The organism is Streptococcus wuxiensis (assembly GCF_040888245.1).
Classification (GTDB): Bacteria; Bacillota; Bacilli; order Lactobacillales; family Streptococcaceae; genus Streptococcus; species Streptococcus wuxiensis.
On sequence record NZ_JBFNFE010000001.1, the window covers coordinates 147,502 to 162,706 of the forward strand.

The 15,205-nt window shown below is 40.5% G+C and carries 17 protein-coding genes and 1 pseudogene; 15 read left to right on the plus strand and 3 right to left on the minus strand.

Annotated features, from left to right (window positions below):
• Window positions 1-160 precede the first annotated feature (160 nt).
• From AB2B47_RS00660 to deoD, 9 genes and pseudogenes are all read left to right on the plus strand, one after another.
• Window positions 161-1,216 (plus strand): ABC transporter permease, encoded by a 1,056-nt coding sequence (locus tag AB2B47_RS00660; protein WP_320693374.1) that lies wholly within the window; start codon window positions 161-163, stop codon window positions 1,214-1,216.
• 13 nt (window positions 1,217-1,229) lie between these two features.
• On the plus strand, window positions 1,230-1,910 hold the full coding sequence (locus AB2B47_RS00665) for an ABC transporter ATP-binding protein (protein WP_320693375.1): 681 nt from the start codon (window positions 1,230-1,232) through the stop codon (window positions 1,908-1,910).
• A gap of 111 nt (window positions 1,911-2,021) precedes the next feature.
• A complete protein-coding gene (locus AB2B47_RS00670; protein ID WP_320693376.1) occupies window positions 2,022-2,951 on the plus strand; it encodes a peptidase U32 family protein in 930 nt (309 codons plus the stop codon).
• Window positions 2,952-3,055: 104 nt separating this feature from the next.
• Entirely contained in the window at window positions 3,056-3,736 is a 681-nt protein-coding gene (gene rpiA / locus AB2B47_RS00675) for a ribose-5-phosphate isomerase RpiA (protein ID WP_320693377.1), read from the plus strand.
• An 18-nt stretch (window positions 3,737-3,754) separates the two neighbouring features.
• Window positions 3,755-4,966, plus strand: a complete 1,212-nt coding sequence (locus AB2B47_RS00680) for a phosphopentomutase (RefSeq protein ID WP_320693378.1) — start codon at window positions 3,755-3,757, stop codon at window positions 4,964-4,966.
• A gap of 1 nt (window position 4,967) precedes the next feature.
• A pseudogene (locus AB2B47_RS00685) lies at window positions 4,968-5,529 on the plus strand (DUF1697 domain-containing protein).
• Window positions 5,526-6,335 (plus strand): purine-nucleoside phosphorylase, encoded by an 810-nt coding sequence (locus tag AB2B47_RS00690; RefSeq protein ID WP_320693379.1) that lies wholly within the window; start codon window positions 5,526-5,528, stop codon window positions 6,333-6,335. The pseudogene AB2B47_RS00685 and the gene AB2B47_RS00690 overlap by 4 nt, the downstream one beginning before the upstream one ends.
• Before the next feature lie 2 nt (window positions 6,336-6,337).
• Window positions 6,338-7,618, plus strand: a complete 1,281-nt coding sequence (locus tag AB2B47_RS00695; protein WP_320693380.1) for a chloride channel protein — start codon at window positions 6,338-6,340, stop codon at window positions 7,616-7,618.
• A gap of 318 nt (window positions 7,619-7,936) precedes the next feature.
• A complete protein-coding gene (deoD, locus tag AB2B47_RS00700) occupies window positions 7,937-8,647 on the plus strand; it encodes a purine-nucleoside phosphorylase (RefSeq protein ID WP_006153210.1) in 711 nt (236 codons plus the stop codon).
• 170 nt (window positions 8,648-8,817) lie between these two features.
• Here deoD and AB2B47_RS00705 read toward each other — a convergent pair whose 3' ends face one another.
• The 3 genes from AB2B47_RS00705 to coaA all read right to left on the minus strand — a co-directional run bounded on the left by AB2B47_RS00705 (window position 8,818) and on the right by coaA (window position 10,620).
• Window positions 8,818-9,333, minus strand: a complete 516-nt coding sequence (locus tag AB2B47_RS00705) for a DNA topology modulation protein (protein WP_006153219.1) — start codon at window positions 9,331-9,333, stop codon at window positions 8,818-8,820.
• A 65-nt stretch (window positions 9,334-9,398) separates the two neighbouring features.
• Window positions 9,399-9,647 carry a 30S ribosomal protein S20 gene (gene rpsT, locus AB2B47_RS00710; protein WP_029689886.1) on the minus strand — a complete coding sequence of 83 codons (249 nt, stop codon included), beginning with the start codon at window positions 9,645-9,647 and terminating at the stop codon, window positions 9,399-9,401.
• A 52-nt stretch (window positions 9,648-9,699) separates the two neighbouring features.
• The gene (gene coaA, locus AB2B47_RS00715; protein WP_006148720.1) at window positions 9,700-10,620 is read right to left on the minus strand and encodes a type I pantothenate kinase; all 921 of its coding nucleotides are present in this window, start codon (window positions 10,618-10,620) and stop codon (window positions 9,700-9,702) included.
• Window positions 10,621-10,743: 123 nt separating this feature from the next.
• On the opposite strand from coaA, the gene AB2B47_RS00720 reads away from it, so the two are divergent.
• From AB2B47_RS00720 to AB2B47_RS00745, 6 genes are all read left to right on the plus strand, one after another.
• Window positions 10,744-11,022 carry a 1,4-dihydroxy-2-naphthoate prenyltransferase gene (locus tag AB2B47_RS00720; RefSeq protein ID WP_320693381.1) on the plus strand — a complete coding sequence of 93 codons (279 nt, stop codon included), beginning with the start codon at window positions 10,744-10,746 and terminating at the stop codon, window positions 11,020-11,022.
• A 57-nt stretch (window positions 11,023-11,079) separates the two neighbouring features.
• Window positions 11,080-11,670 (plus strand): class I SAM-dependent methyltransferase, encoded by a 591-nt coding sequence (locus AB2B47_RS00725; RefSeq protein WP_152905313.1) that lies wholly within the window; start codon window positions 11,080-11,082, stop codon window positions 11,668-11,670.
• Window positions 11,667-12,950: a pyrimidine-nucleoside phosphorylase gene (locus AB2B47_RS00730; protein ID WP_320693382.1), complete on the plus strand. Its 1,284-nt coding sequence runs from the start codon at window positions 11,667-11,669 to the stop codon at window positions 12,948-12,950. The genes AB2B47_RS00725 and AB2B47_RS00730 overlap by 4 nt, the downstream gene beginning before the upstream one ends.
• A 17-nt stretch (window positions 12,951-12,967) precedes the next feature.
• Complete coding sequence (gene deoC / locus AB2B47_RS00735; RefSeq protein ID WP_320693383.1) at window positions 12,968-13,630, plus strand: deoxyribose-phosphate aldolase; 663 nt, start codon at window positions 12,968-12,970, stop codon at window positions 13,628-13,630.
• Window positions 13,617-14,006, plus strand: coding sequence for a cytidine deaminase (locus AB2B47_RS00740; RefSeq protein ID WP_320693384.1), 390 nt, complete (start codon window positions 13,617-13,619; stop codon window positions 14,004-14,006). The genes deoC and AB2B47_RS00740 overlap by 14 nt, the downstream gene beginning before the upstream one ends.
• Window positions 14,007-14,096: 90 nt before the next feature.
• Entirely contained in the window at window positions 14,097-15,152 is a 1,056-nt protein-coding gene (locus tag AB2B47_RS00745; protein ID WP_195183300.1) for a BMP family lipoprotein, read from the plus strand.
• Window positions 15,153-15,205 lie beyond the last annotated feature (53 nt).

The following is a 15,205-nucleotide window of genomic DNA, read 5'->3' on the forward strand; positions in this document are numbered from 1 at the left end:
AAAAATCATACACAGATGCAAATAAATTCAATTTTGAAGTAAGGACAGGATTCTTTTAAATTGATTCTAGTTTTTCATGACGAGATAGTTTTCTGTCTTTAGTGCTATGGTAAAGAGGAGATTTGTTCCCTCGACAACAGAATACTTAAAGGAGACTGGCATGTATCTTGCTATCAAAGAAATTTTACAGAATAAACTGCGTTATAGTTTAATTCTAACTACCATTTTTCTCATTGCTTTTATGGTCTTTTTTATGACCAGTTTGGCTCTCGGGCTTGTTCGAAATAACAGGGCTGCTATTGATAATTGGCAAGCAACAGGAGTTGTGCTATCCGATTATGCAAATGATAATTTGACTGCATCCTTTATACCAGAAAAAGACTACAAAGATAAAGTGTCTAAGGATGCTGTTCCCCTAAGCTACATGTTTGCGGTGACAAACCTTGTTAATAGTAATGACAAGATGAATGTCTCTATTTTTGGTCAAGAGTGGGACAGTTTTATTTCGCCAACCCTGATTGAAGGTCGTTACCCAGAAAACGACCAAGAAGTGGTAGTGGATCAGTCTTTTGAAAATTACGGCATCAAACTCGGGGATGCTATTCAACTCAACGGAAGTGAGACAAGTTTTAAGATTGTAGGTTTGACCAGAGAAAATAAATTTTTCACGGAACCTGTTGTCTTTACAAGTTTAACAACGTATTGGGATTTACAAGGAATAACAAAAGGCAATCGTTCGATCTCTGCATTGGTATTGCAAAATGATGTAGAAGTGACTGGTGATGGTTTGAAGCAGATTTCTATTCAAAAAATGATTTCGAAAATTCCTGGCTATACCCCTCAGGTCAATGTATTCTCAGGAATGATTCTAGCTATGATTGTCATTACAGGTCTGATTGTAGGAATTTTTATCTACATCATTACCATTCAAAAATTAGGCCTCTATGGCATTATGCGAGCGCAAGGGATTCAGATAAAATCCATCGTATGGTCCCTTTTCTGTCAAATCTTTCTTTTATCTGGTTTGGGTATAGGATTGGCTTTGTTAGCCATTTGGGCTGTCATTTTAGTCTTACCTGCGACCTTCTTTTTCTACCCTAATTGGTTGGCATACTTTGTCTTAAGCCTGGTCATTTGCTTGATGGCACTACTAGGTGGCGTCATTTCGCTTCCGCGTTTACTTAAAGTGGATCCAATTACAGCGATTGCAGAATGATAAGGAGAATGATATGACGACATTAATTGAGATGATTCAAGTGACAAAAACTTATGGCGAAGGCAATATGAAAGTTACAGCTCTCCATGAGACCAACTTTCAGCTAAACGCTGGGGAGTTTGTAGCGATTGTGGGGCCTTCCGGGTCAGGGAAAACAACCTTTTTAACGACTCTAGGCCAACTTCAAGAAGCTTCAAGTGGAAAGATTCTAGTAAAGGGAAAAGAGACTGGGCATTTATCTGAAAAAGAAAAAACGGATTTGCGCTTCAGAGAATTTGGTTTTATCCTCCAGGCTTCAAATTTGATTCCATTTTTAACAGTAAAGGAGCAATTAGATTTAATTGACCGTTTAGATAAAAAGAAATCAGAAAAAAGTGATAGACAAGAGTTATTTAGTTTGTTGGATTTGGAAAAGGTTCAAAATCACTATCCCAAAGCTCTCTCTGGTGGTGAACGCCAACGAGCTGCAATTGCTAGAGCCCTTTATAATAATCCTAGTATCGTGCTTGCAGATGAGCCGACAGCTAGCTTGGATACGCAACGCGCTTATCAAGTGACGGATATGTTGGCTTCAATTGCCCATGAGCAAGGCAGGGGAGTTGTCATGATTACGCATGATACTCGCTTACTAGATAAGGTTGACCGTATTTATGTGATGAATGACGGACGACTTGTTGAAAAGATACAAGCATAAATCTAAAAAGTGAACTGTTATTGATACGGTTCACTTTTTTTGAAAATTTGGGCTAACAAGACTCACTTTTCTATCTAGCTGATTTTTTGGAAATATGGTATAATTTTGTCTATGGAAAAGATTATCATTACAGCAACTGCTGAAAGTATTGAACAAGTGAAACAGCTACTTGAAGCTGGTGTCGACCGTATTTATGTTGGTGAGAAAGATTTTGGTCTTCGTTTGCCAACTACCTTTAGTCATGAAGAATTGCGTGAAATCGCAAAAATTGTTCATGATGCCGGTAAGGAATTAATCGTTGCGGTCAATGCTCTTATGCACCAAGACATGATGGACCGTATCAAGCCCTTCTTGGACTTTTTAGAAGAAATCAAAACGGACTATATCACAGTTGGGGACGCAGGTGTCTTTTATGTGGTTAACCGTGATAAGTATTCTTTCAAAACGATTTACGATGCCTCAACCATGGTAACCAGCAGTCGTCAGATTAACTTTTGGGGACAAAAAGCAGGAGCGTCAGAAGCAGTTTTGGCGCGTGAAATCCCATCTGCAGAACTCTTCAAGATGCCTGAAATTTTAGAAATTCCTGCTGAGGTCTTGGTATACGGTGCTAGTGTCATCCACCATTCGAAACGTCCACTCTTGCAAAACTACTATAATTTCACACAGATTGATGATGAAAAATCTCGTCAACGTGATTTGTTCTTAGCTGAGCCAAGTGACCCAGAGAGCCATTACTCTATTTTTGAAGACAATCATGGAACTCATATCTTTGCTAACAATGACCTTGATTTGATGACCAAGTTGACTGAGTTGGTAGAACATGGTTTCACTCATTGGAAGCTTGAAGGTCTCTACACTCCAGGCCAAAACTTTGTAGAAATTGCAAAACTCTTTATCCAAGCGCGCAATTTGATTCAAGAAGGGAACTTTACTCATGACCAGGCCTTCTTGCTTGATGAAGAAGTTCGCAAGCTCCATCCTAAAAATCGTTTCTTGGATACTGGTTTTTACGATTATGACCCTGATATGGTTAAGTAAACATCACAAAACCCGACATAAATTGTTCGGGTTTTTCTAGTGCAAGGATGAATTTGAAGCGTATTCATGATATAATGGAAGTAGCTCTATTTGGAGGTGTATAAGTGGAAAATCTGAAAAAAATGGCAGGGATTAAAGCTGCCGAGTTCGTCAAAGATGGTATGGTTGTCGGGCTTGGAACAGGCTCAACTGCCTACTATTTCGTAGAAGAAATAGGTCGTCGTATCAAGGAAGAGGGCTTACAGATTACAGCTGTAACGACTTCTAGTGTGACCAGCAAGCAGGCAGAAGGACTCAATATTCCTCTTAAGTCAATTGATCAAGTGGATTTTGTAGACTTAACCGTTGATGGTGCTGATGAAGTAGATAGTCAGTTTAATGGCATTAAAGGTGGTGGTGGTGCCCTTCTCATGGAGAAAGTTGTCGCAACTCCATCTAAAGAATATATCTGGGTAGTTGATGAAAGTAAGCTAGTAGAGAAACTTGGTGCCTTTAAATTACCTGTAGAGGTCGTTCAGTATGGTGCAGAACAGGTCTTTCGTCGATTTGAGCGAGCTGGGTATCAACCGAGCTTCCGCGAAAAGGATGACCAACGTTTTGTGACAGACATGCAGAACTTTATCATTGACCTTGATCTTGGTCTCATCGAGGATCCTATTGCTCTTGGGCAGGAGTTAGACCACATTGTTGGCGTTGTCGAGCATGGCTTGTTTAACCAAATGGTGGATAAGGTCATCGTTGCTGGACAAGAGGGCGTTCAGATTTTAACTTCAACAAAAAAATAAAATATAAGGAGACATACTATGCCAAAATTTAATCGTATTCACTTGGTGGTACTAGATTCTGTAGGAATCGGTGCAGCACCAGATGCTAATAACTTTGTCAATGCTGGGGTACCTGATGGCGCATCAGACACTCTTGGACACATTTCAAAATCAGTAGGTCTAAATGTCCCAAATATGGCAAAACTTGGTCTTGGGAATATTCCTCGAGAAACACCATTGAAGACAGTTCCAGCTGAGAGCAATCCAACAGGTTATGCGACTAAGCTCGAAGAGGTATCTCTAGGGAAAGATACCATGACTGGTCACTGGGAAATCATGGGGCTCAACATCACTGAACCGTTTGATACTTTCTGGAATGGATTCCCAGAGGAAATCCTTACTAAAATCGAAGAATTTTCAGGACGTAAGGTTATTCGTGAAGCCAACAAACCATATTCTGGAACAGCTGTCATCGATGACTTTGGACCACGCCAAATGGAAACTGGCGAGTTGATTATCTATACATCAGCTGACCCAGTTCTTCAAATCGCAGCTCACGAAGACATCATTCCTTTGGATGAACTCTACCGCATCTGTGAATACGCTCGTTCGATTACTTTAGAGCGTCCAGCTCTTCTAGGACGTATCATTGCTCGTCCTTATGTTGGTGAGCCTGGAAACTTCACTCGTACGGCTAACCGTCGTGACTTGGCTGTATCTCCATTTGCCCCAACTGTTTTGGACAAATTGAATGAAGCAGGTATCGATACATATGCGGTTGGTAAGATTAACGATATCTTCAACGGTGCTGGTATCAACCACGATATGGGCCATAACAAATCAAATAGCCACGGTATAGATACCTTGATTAAGACCATGGGACTTCCTGAGTTCCAAGAAGGCTTCTCATTTACCAATTTGGTAGACTTTGATGCTCTTTACGGACACCGTCGCAATGCGCACGGCTACCGTGATTGTTTGCATGAGTTTGATGAGCGCTTGCCTGAAATTATGGCAGCCATGAGAGAAGACGATCTTCTTTTGATTACTGCTGACCACGGAAATGACCCAACCTACGCTGGTACTGACCATACGCGTGAATACATTCCACTTTTGGCATACAGTCCATCCTTTAAAGGCAATGGATTAATTCCAGTTGGACACTTCGCCGATATCTCAGCAACAATTGCGGATAACTTTGACGTTGAAACTGCCATGATTGGTGAAAGTTTCTTAAATAAATTGGTATAAGATGACGCGATATGCTTTACTTGTTCGGGGCATTAATGTAGGTGGGAAAAATAAAGTTGTCATGGCGCAACTTCGTCAAGAACTGACAGAGTTGGGACTAGAAAAGGTTGAAACCTACATCAACAGTGGCAACATTTTCTTTACTTCGATAGCTCCTAAAGCCCAATTGGTTGAAAAGTTAGAGGCTTTCTTTGAAATCCATTATCCATTTATTCAGAGTTTTTCCTTGCTGAGTCTTGAAGACTATGAAAAGGAGCTTAGAAATCTTCCTGATTGGTGGAATCATGAGATGGCTCGAATGGATGTGCTCTTTTATACTGAGGGCTTGGATGTGGATCAAGTCATCGAAAAAGTGAACAGTTTGGAACTGGTCGATGAAGTGCTTCATTTTGGGAGACTTGGGATTTTCTGGGGGAAATTTTCTGAGGAATCCTACTATGCAACTGCCTATCACAAGTACTTGCTCAAGATGCCTTTCTACCGCCAAATCACCATTCGTAATGCTAAAACTTTTGACAAAATCGGTCAAATGCTAAAAAACTAATAAAGGAGACACACAATGACATTATTAAATAAAATCAATGAAACAGCAGCTTTCTTGAAAGAAAAGGGAGTTGAAGCGCCGGAGTTCGGCTTGATTCTTGGTTCAGGTCTTGGAGAATTGGCTGAAGAAATCGAAAATGCAGTCGTAGTAGACTACTCTGACATTCCAAACTGGGGTCAATCCACAGTAGTCGGACATGCTGGTAAATTGGTTTATGGTGATCTTGCTGGACGTAAAGTCTTGGCTCTTCAAGGTCGTTTCCACTTCTACGAAGGAAATCCTCTTGAAGTTGTGACTTTTCCTGTCCGTGTTATGAAAGTCTTGGGCTGCGAAGGTGTCATTGTAACCAATGCAGCTGGCGGTATCGGCTTCGGTCCTGGTACCTTGATGGCTATTACTGACCACATCAACATGACTGGTCAAAACCCATTGATCGGTGAAAACTTGGATGACTTTGGTCCACGTTTCCCTGATATGTCGAAAGCTTACACTCCAGAATACCGTGAGACTGCTCATCAAGTAGCAGACAAATTGGGCATTAAACTGGATGATGGGGTTTATATCGGTGTGACAGGTCCAACTTATGAAACTCCAGCTGAAATCCGTGCATATAAGACTCTTGGTGCAGATGCTGTCGGTATGTCCACTGTTCCTGAAGTTATTGTGGCCGCTCACTCAGGCTTGAAAGTTCTCGGTATTTCATGTATCACTAACCATGCTGCAGGATTCCAAGAAGAACTTAACCACGAAGAAGTTGTAGAAGTGACCGAGCGTGTCAAAGGCGACTTCAAAGGATTGCTGAAAGCGATTCTTGCTGAATTATAATCATGGTACATGAGTTGAGGAGGAGTCTTCAGAAGATCCCATATAACCTCAAATTAGTTCTAGCGGTCATCATGCTAGGACTAGTTTCAGGCATATTCGGAATTTTGCTCCATTATCTTTTAGAGCTGGTTGAAGGGATTGCTTTTGGTCAGACAGAACATAACACTGGGTTCTTGACAGATGGGGTTGCCTCATCACGAATAGGCTTCAGTTTAATCATCGTGGGTGTCAGTTCTGCCTTGATCTGGTATTTCTTGCAAAGAAAAGCAAAGATTTTTTCCATCAAAGCGCAGATGAAAGATGAAACATCACAATACAAACTTCATTTTTTAAAACAGTTAGTTCATTCAATTTGGCAGATTGTTGCAGTTGGAGGAGGAGCGCCTATCGGTAAGGAAGCTGCGCCGCGGGAGATTGGAGCTTTATTTGCAAGACCTATTGCCAATATTTTTTCTCTCTCCGTGAAGGACCAAATCTTTCTCATTGCCTGTGGAGCTGGTGCGGGTTTAGCAGCTGTCTATCAGGTTCCGTTAACGAGTGTATTTTTCGTTTTTGAAACCTTGGGAATTGCTTTATCTGTAAAACGTTTTTTCTTGGTCGGTCTGACCACATATGTATCAGCCTTTATAGCAGGCTTTGTTGTTTCAGATCATGCTCTCTACCAGATTCCAGCTCTGACTTGGTCACTAGGTGATGTGTGGCTTGTTCCCTTATTAGTTCTTTTCCTGACTCCACTTGCTTGGCTTTTTAGTCGCTTCAACAAACAAGTTTCTTCAAAGAGAATAAAGGACAAGCGGATACTCTATACTCTGCCGGTAACATTCCTTTTCCTTGTTGGATTGGCTAGCCATTTGCCTCATCTACTTGGTAATGGGCGTATGATGGCTCAGGAGATTTTAAACGGCAGTAATGCCAAGATGGTAATCCTCTTGTTTGTCTTGAAAGCCTTGGTCGTTTTAGTTACCCTTTGGGCAGGTGCCTATGGTGGGACCTTGACCCCATCTTTTGCCTTGGGGATGGCAGGAGCTGCACTCTTGACCATGATTTTAGGTAGTGGCAACCAGCCAGCAGTCTTACTATTAGGTTCGGTTTGCTTTTTAGCAGTGACCTTGAAGGCTCCCTTGTCTGCAACTGGATTGGTAATGGGTTTCACTGGTCAATCATTAGAGGCTATACCTTTTCTTTTGGTGACTGCTTACTTGGCATTTGGTTTTGCTAAAATGCTGGACCGAATCCCTTGGGAGAAATACTTACGACCAAAGACAAGGATAATAGAAAATTAATAAGAATACTCTAGTTTTTCTAATCCAAAATATATTTTAAATTTATAATCAATATCATTTAATAAAGAAAGGTAGAGCGTGTGTTCTAACTTTGAACACGAGCGGAAAGCTTTTCTAAACAAAAAAGAAAGGATGGGTTAACCGTATTTGTTGAACTGAATACGGGTTACTCTCCTCTAAATCATCAAAATAAAAAAAGAAAGGAATTGAACCCACCCTAAAAGCAGTGGAAAAAAGATAGTTGGTCTAGCGAGCATCGCTCACTGCGCCCAACTCCTATTTTCCCTTCGCTTTTTGACGGGTTTGGTATCTTATATTATGTCTATCCATATTGCTGCTAAGCAGGGTGAAATTGCTGATAAAATTCTCCTTCCTGGGGATCCTCTTCGTGCGAAATTTATCGCTGAGAATTTTCTTGAAGATGCTGTTTGCTTTAACGAAGTCCGTAACATGTTTGGTTACACAGGTACTTACAAAGGTCACCGTGTATCTGTTATGGGAACTGGGATGGGAATGCCATCCATCTCTATTTATGCGCGCGAGTTGATTGTCGACTACGGAGTAAAGAAATTGATCCGTGTGGGAACGGCTGGATCTTTGAATGAGGCTGTTCACGTCCGTGAATTAGTCTTGGCTCAAGCAGCTGCAACCAACTCAAACATCATCCGCAACGATTGGCCTCAATACGATTTCCCACAAATCGCAAGTTTTGACTTGCTAGACAAGGCATACCATATTGCCAAAGACCTTGGTATGACTACTCACGTCGGAAATGTCTTGTCATCAGACGTTTTCTATTCAAACTATGGTGAAAAGAATATCGAGCTTGGTAAATGGGGTGTGAAGGCTGTCGAAATGGAAGCAGCAGCTCTTTACTATCTTGCTGCCCAACACCACGTCGATGCCCTTGCTATCATGACCATTTCAGACAGTTTGGTTAATCCAGATGAGGACACTACAGCAGAAGAACGTCAAAATACCTTCACTGATATGATGAAGGTTGGTCTGGAGACTTTAATTGCAGAATAAGAAAAGAGGCTGGGACAAAAGTCCTAGCCTCTCAAGTGTCTTTGGATTGTCGAGCAAGACGCAGTGGTTGAGTGGGCTCTCCTACGCTGATTTCATCAGCTTTTACAGCCCTACTCAACGGTGCGGAGGTGGGACGACGAAATCGAATTCTAACGAATTACCGATTTCTGTCACACTCTCTCTTTTTTATGAAGAAAGCTATCTAGTTCTTTTTGATTAGTGATTATGGTTACTTTGTCAGCATAGTCTGAACAGATCTGTTGATAATGGTCTTTGTGAGAAGAAGTACGACCATCCCAAAGAATCCAGCGGATAAACTCCCAGTCAAAACGTTCAGGACAACCCTCTGCCATACTTTCTCTAACTTTTCCTCTGTATCTTAGATAGCGTTTAAAGGCTCTTGCTAAACAATTCCATGCTGAGAAGTTTAAAAAGATAATCTGATCGGCTTGCTCCATTCTTTCCTTGTAGCTACACCATGTATAGTTGCCGTCGATAACCCAATCCTCATATTTAGAAAGGAAAGTCTTCATCTCCTTTAACATCCAATCGCGATCGCTATCTTGCCACCCAGGCTGAAATTGCAATCGGTCTATATGGAGTTTAGGAATGGAGTAGTAGCTGGAAAGTTTATCTGCCAGAGTAGATTTACCTGAGCCTGAATATCCTATAATAGCAATTTTCATGATAACCTCCAGAAAAATGTGTACAAAAAAAGCTCCGAAGAGCTCATTTTGTATCCAGTTAAAGATTAACCGAGTTTAGCTGCAAGACGTGCTTTATCACGGTTAGCTTTATTCTTGTGGATCAAACCTTTAGTTTCTGCTTTATCGATGGCTGAGCTAGCAGCACGGTAAAGTTCTTCAGATGGGTTTGCTTCAAAAGCTTTGATAGCAGTACGCATAGCTGATTTTTGAGCTGAGTTCTTTTCGTTTTGTTTAACGTTCAATTCAGCGCGTTTGATAGCTGATTTAATGTTTGCCAATGTTCTTACCTCCATATTTACTAACTATACCATTATATCTGAAAACTATTATTTTGACAAGGGGAAATCACTTTTTTAAATAAATTTCATCAATTTCATGATTTTTAGATTTATGAAGAATGACTTCTGCCCGATTTCTGGTTGGTTCGATGTAGTTTTGTAGATTGGTCAAATTAATACTTGTCCAAACCTGATGGGCAAAATCTTTGACTTCACTAATTGGTTGCTGGGTGAAACGATAGTAATAGTTGTTTGGATCATCTTGTGCAAAGCTAAGGAGTTTCAAGAAACGGTCCAAATACCAGCTCTCGATATCCTCGACTGCAGCATCTACATAGATTGAAAAATCGAAGAAGTCTGTAATATAAAGACGGCTGTTATGTGGTGTTTGAAAGACGTTGATACCTTCTACAATGACAAAATCCGCTGCTTGAACTCTTTGTGTTTTATCAGGTACGATATCGTAGATTTCGTGAGAATAAACGGGGATATCTACATCCTGACCGTTTTTAAGTTGATCAAGGAAATCGAGCAAGCTTTCCATATCATAACTCTCAGGGAAACCTTTTCGGTTTAGGATATTTCGCTCATTTAAGATACTGTTAGGATACAGAAAGCCATCAGTTGTCACTAATTCAACACTTGCTTCTGGAAAAATACGGGAAAGCAAAATTTGTAAGAGTCGGCTAGTAGTTGATTTGCCAACAGCGACACTACCTGAAATTCCGATAATAAATGGCTGATTTTTACTCTCCCTTTGGAGGAAAATCCCTTTTGAAAAGGCTAGGTCTTCTTTGGAGCGTTTGTAGATTTGAATCAGATGAGCTAGCGGCAGGTAAATATCTGTTACATCTTGGAGACTAATCTGGTCATTAAAACTCTTAATCGAATCCAATTCCTCCTCGGTTAAAGGAGGTGTAGTTTTACGATGTAAAGATTGCCAAGTTCCGCGACTGATTTTTTCATAATGTATAAATTCGTTGGTCATAAAATTTCCTCGTTTGATACCTCAGTATACCATAATTTACAAAGAAAGACATCTGAATCATTTGAGAAAAAGCGCTTTCTTTGTTAGAATAGAGGTAGAATAAACATCAAAAGAGGTGGTGTTATGAGACTAGAAATAAGTGATAAAATACTAAAACTAAGTTGTTTACTTGTTGCTATTTTGTGGTTGTCTCCAACATTGATTGAGTTTACTGTGAGTTTAGGAAGTCAAACCTATAGTTGGTCTGCCTTTGTCTTGTTATTCTTGCTACCAATTATTGGTTTTATTTATTTGATTCTCGCCATTTTAACAAGAAAATGGTGGCTGATATTGATTGGTCTAGCTTGTCTATTTTCATTTTTTATTAGTATGTTCCTAGGTTATTTCTTCTTAGGGCCTTAGATGGTATAGACCGTGTAAACGATTTAAAATATCTAAATTTTATGGTAAAATGAAACTATGAGTAAAATGTATTATGCAGAAAATCCAGATGCAGCCCATGATGTTCATGAGCTTAGAGTTGAGCTACTTGGGCAAAAGATGACCTTTTTGACAGATGCTGGTGTCTTTAGCAAAAAAATGATTGATTTCGGAAGTCAGCTGTTGTTAAGATGTCTGGATGTCGAAAAAGATGAAAAAATCCTTGATGTTGGTTGTGGCTACGGTCCAATAGGCTTGTCTTTGGTTAAAGCTTATGGTGCCCAAGCGACCATGGTGGATATCAATAATCGTGCCCTGGATTTAGCCCAGCAAAATGCGGTAAAAAACAATGTTCAAGCGACTATCTTCCAGTCCAATATTTATGAGCAGGTAGAAGGTCAATTCGATCATGTCATTTCGAATCCGCCCATTCGTGCAGGCAAGCAGGTCGTTCATGAAATCATCGAGAAAAGTATTGATTATCTTGTTGACGGTGGAGATTTGACCATTGTCATCCAGAAAAAACAAGGAGCTCCTAGTGCCAAAAACAAGATGGAAGAAGTCTTTGGTAATTGTGAGGTCGTGAAGAAAGACAAGGGATATTATATCCTTAGAAGTGTGAAAGAATGAGAGCAGTAGATCTAATCCAGAAAAAAAGAGACGGACAAGAACTCAGTTCCAATGAAATCCAATGGTTGGTTGAAGGCTATGTTGCAGGAACTGTTCCTGATTACCAGATGTCAGCCTTTGCTATGGCTGTTTATTTTAAAGGCATGACCACTAGAGAGATTTCCGATTTGACTATGAACATGGTCAAGACAGGTCAGGAATTTGATTTATCTGCTATTGAAGGTATCAAGGTCGATAAACACTCCACTGGGGGAGTAGGAGATAAGGTTACCTTGATTTTAGCTCCATTAGTCGCTAGTTTTGATGTACCAGTTGCCAAGATGAGTGGTAGAGGTCTAGGTCATACTGGTGGAACAATCGATAAATTAGAATCTATCAAAGGTTTTCAAGTCGAACGCAGTCAAAATGACTTTATCAAACAGGTTCAGGATATCGGGGTTTCAGTTATTGGTCAATCTGACCAACTAGTCAAAGCGGATAAGCTGCTCTATGCACTACGTGATGTGACAGCAACAGTTGATACTATTCCACTGATTGCTAGTTCTGTCATGAGTAAAAAGATTGCAGCTGGAGCGGATGCTATTTTGCTTGATGTTACTGTCGGTGAAGGTGCCTTTATGAAAACAGTCGACGAGGCGCGTGAACTGGCTCAAACCATGGTGAATCTCGGGAAAGCTGTTGGTCGCAAGACAGTAGCAGTCATTACGGATATGAGTCAACCTTTGGGACGTGCCATTGGGAATCGCTTGGAAATTCTAGAAGCACTAGAAATTCTTCAGGGTAAAGGACGCGAGGATATTAGTCACTTTATCTGTGAGTTAGCCCAGATTATGCTTTCTCTGGCAAATGTTGAAAAAACAGTCGAGGAAGTAAGGCAGCATCTTGAAAATGGTCAGGCACTCAAGAAATTCGAAGCGATGATCCTCGCTCAAGGTGGAGATTTAGAAGATCTTTATCGACCTGTAACAGTTGATCATGTGGTAGAAATTCCTGCTCAGGAAGATGGTGTTATTGAGGCACTGCCAGCCATGGAGTTCGGTCTTTTCGCTATGAGATTAGGTGCTGGTCGTGCAGTCAAAACAGATGCTCTTGATTATGAGACAGGAATTGTTTTTGAGAAGAAAGTTGGAGAATCAGTCAAAAAAGGTGAAATTGTCGCAAAAGTATATGCAAATGGCAAAATTTCTCCGGAACTAGTTACAGATTTCCAAAAATATGTTAAAATTAAAATGAGTGATGAAACGCTAAAAATGCGTGAAATCATCGAAATTATCTCCTAATTTAAGGAAAATCCGAAATGAAATTAAATAAATACATTGATCATACGCTTTTAAAGCAAGATGCGACCGAACAACAAATCGATTGTTTGCTATCTGAAGCAAGAGAGTACGATTTTGCCAGTGTTTGTGTGAATCCTTGCTGGGTTTCGCATGCAAAAGCTGGTCTAACAGATACTGATGTCAAGGTTTGTACAGTTGTAGGTTTTCCTCTTGGAGCTACAACTTCAGCTGTCAAAGCCTATGAAACCAAAGAAGCTATCCAAAATGGTGCTGACGAAATTGATATGGTTATCAACGTTGGTGCACTAAAATCAGGAAATATTGCATTAGTTGAGACAGACATTAAAGCTGTTGTTGAAGTAAGTGGAGATAAATTGGTTAAGGTTATTATTGAAGCTTGTTTGTTAACGGATGAAGAAAAAGTTCTGGCTTGCCAACTTGCTCAAAAAGCTGGTGCAGACTTTGTCAAGACTTCTACAGGATTCTCGACAGGTGGTGCGACCCTACCAGATGTTCAATTAATGCGTCAGACAGTTGGTCCTGATATGGGGGTCAAAGCAGCTGGTGGAGCTCGTTCTTATGCAGATGCAGTTGCCTTTGTTGAAGCAGGAGCTACTCGAATTGGAACATCTTCTGGTGTTGCAATCTTAAAAGGAGAATTAGCTGATGGCGACTACTGAGTTGATTGAATTAGCGATTGAAACTAGTAAAAAAGCTTACGTTCCCTACTCACATTTTCCGATTGGCGCTGTTTTGGTAGCCGAGGACGGAAGTATCTATACAGGGGTTAACATTGAAAATGCTAGCTACCCCTTGACCAACTGTGGCGAAAGAACTGCAATCTTTAAGGCGGTCTCTGAAGGACAACGAGACTTTTCAGAATTGATTGTCTATGGTCAAACTGAAAAACCAATTTCGCCTTGCGGTGCTTGTCGCCAAGTTATGGTCGAATTTTTTAAACCAGATCTAAAGGTGACTCTAGTTGCCAAAGATAAAACGACGGTCGAGATGACGGTCGGGGAATTACTTCCATATTCTTTTACAGACTTGCAATAGTCTGTGTCACTCTCTGAGTGGCAAGGGTCCTTGTGACCAATCAATCCATACTTGCAACTTAGTTGCGCATCTTATTTAGGAGGTTCAGTAATGAACAAGAAACAATGGCTAGGCCTTGGTCTAGTTGCAGTAGCAGCATTTGGACTTGCTGCATGTGGTAATCGCTCTTCTCGTAACGCAGCTTCATCTTCTTCTGATGTGAAGACTAAAGCAGCTATCGTTACAGATACTGGTGGTGTTGATGATAAATCATTTAACCAATCAGCTTGGGAAGGTCTTCAAGCTTGGGGTAAAGAACACAACCTTTCAAAAGACAATGGTTACACTTATTTCCAATCAACAAGTGAAGCTGACTACGCTAACAACTTGAACCAAGCAGCTGGAAGCTACAACTTGATCTTTGGTGTTGGTTTTGCCCTTCACAACGCTGTTGAAGAAGCAGCAAAAGAACATTCAGATAAAAACTATGTTTTGATTGACGATGTGATTAAAGATCAAAAGAACGTTGCTAGCGTTACTTTCGCAGACAACGAAGCAGCTTACCTTGCAGGTGTTGCAGCTGCTAAAACTACAAAAACTAAACAAGTTGGTTTTGTAGGTGGTATGGAATCTGAAGTTATTTCTCGTTTCGCAGCTGGTTTTAAAGCTGGTGTTGAGTCAGTTGACCCATCTATCAAGGTTCAAGTAGACTATGCTGGATCATTTGGTGATGCGGCTAAAGGTAAAACAATCGCTGCAGCTCAATACGCTGCAGGTGCAGACGTTATTTACCAAGCAGCTGGTGGTACTGGAGCAGGTGTCTTCTCTGAAGCTAAATCATTGAACGAAAGTAAAAATGAAGACGAAAAAGTTTGGGTTATCGGTGTAGACCGTGACCAAGTTGATGAAGGTAAATACACTTCTAAAGACGGTAAAGAAGCTAACTTCGTGCTTGCTTCTACATTGAAACAAGTTGGAACAACAGTTCAAGATATCTCAAACAAGACTGAAAAAGGTGAATTCCCTGGCGGTCAAGTTATCGTTTACTCATTGAAGGATAAAGGTGTTGACTTGGCAGTGACAAACCTTTCTGAAGAAGGTAAAAAAGCTGTTGAAGATGCAAAAGCTAAAATCCTTGATGGTAGCATCAAAGTTCCTGAAAAATAATTGAAGGAAGTCATTTCTTAGGAAGCGGCCAGTGGCCGCTTCTTTAAGAATTG

Coding starts and splice junctions, on each gene's coding strand:
- AB2B47_RS00730 (WP_320693382.1), top strand. CDS start 11,667: ATGAGAGCAGTAGATCTAATCCAGAAAAAAAGAGACGGACAAGAACTC.
- coaA (WP_006148720.1), bottom strand. CDS start 10,620: ATGACCAACGAATTTATACATTATGAAAAAATCAGTCGCGGAACTTGG.
- rpsT (WP_029689886.1), bottom strand. CDS start 9,647: ATGGAGGTAAGAACATTGGCAAACATTAAATCAGCTATCAAACGCGCT.
- AB2B47_RS00660 (WP_320693374.1), top strand. CDS start 161: ATGTATCTTGCTATCAAAGAAATTTTACAGAATAAACTGCGTTATAGT.
- deoC (WP_320693383.1), top strand. CDS start 12,968: ATGAAATTAAATAAATACATTGATCATACGCTTTTAAAGCAAGATGCG.
- AB2B47_RS00690 (WP_320693379.1), top strand. CDS start 5,526: ATGACATTATTAAATAAAATCAATGAAACAGCAGCTTTCTTGAAAGAA.
- AB2B47_RS00680 (WP_320693378.1), top strand. CDS start 3,755: ATGCCAAAATTTAATCGTATTCACTTGGTGGTACTAGATTCTGTAGGA.
- AB2B47_RS00670 (WP_320693376.1), top strand. CDS start 2,022: ATGGAAAAGATTATCATTACAGCAACTGCTGAAAGTATTGAACAAGTG.
- deoD (WP_006153210.1), top strand. CDS start 7,937: ATGTCTATCCATATTGCTGCTAAGCAGGGTGAAATTGCTGATAAAATT.
- AB2B47_RS00695 (WP_320693380.1), top strand. CDS start 6,338: ATGGTACATGAGTTGAGGAGGAGTCTTCAGAAGATCCCATATAACCTC.
- AB2B47_RS00720 (WP_320693381.1), top strand. CDS start 10,744: ATGAGACTAGAAATAAGTGATAAAATACTAAAACTAAGTTGTTTACTT.
- AB2B47_RS00705 (WP_006153219.1), bottom strand. CDS start 9,333: ATGAAAATTGCTATTATAGGATATTCAGGCTCAGGTAAATCTACTCTG.
- AB2B47_RS00665 (WP_320693375.1), top strand. CDS start 1,230: ATGACGACATTAATTGAGATGATTCAAGTGACAAAAACTTATGGCGAA.
- AB2B47_RS00745 (WP_195183300.1), top strand. CDS start 14,097: ATGAACAAGAAACAATGGCTAGGCCTTGGTCTAGTTGCAGTAGCAGCA.
- AB2B47_RS00740 (WP_320693384.1), top strand. CDS start 13,617: ATGGCGACTACTGAGTTGATTGAATTAGCGATTGAAACTAGTAAAAAA.
- AB2B47_RS00725 (WP_152905313.1), top strand. CDS start 11,080: ATGAGTAAAATGTATTATGCAGAAAATCCAGATGCAGCCCATGATGTT.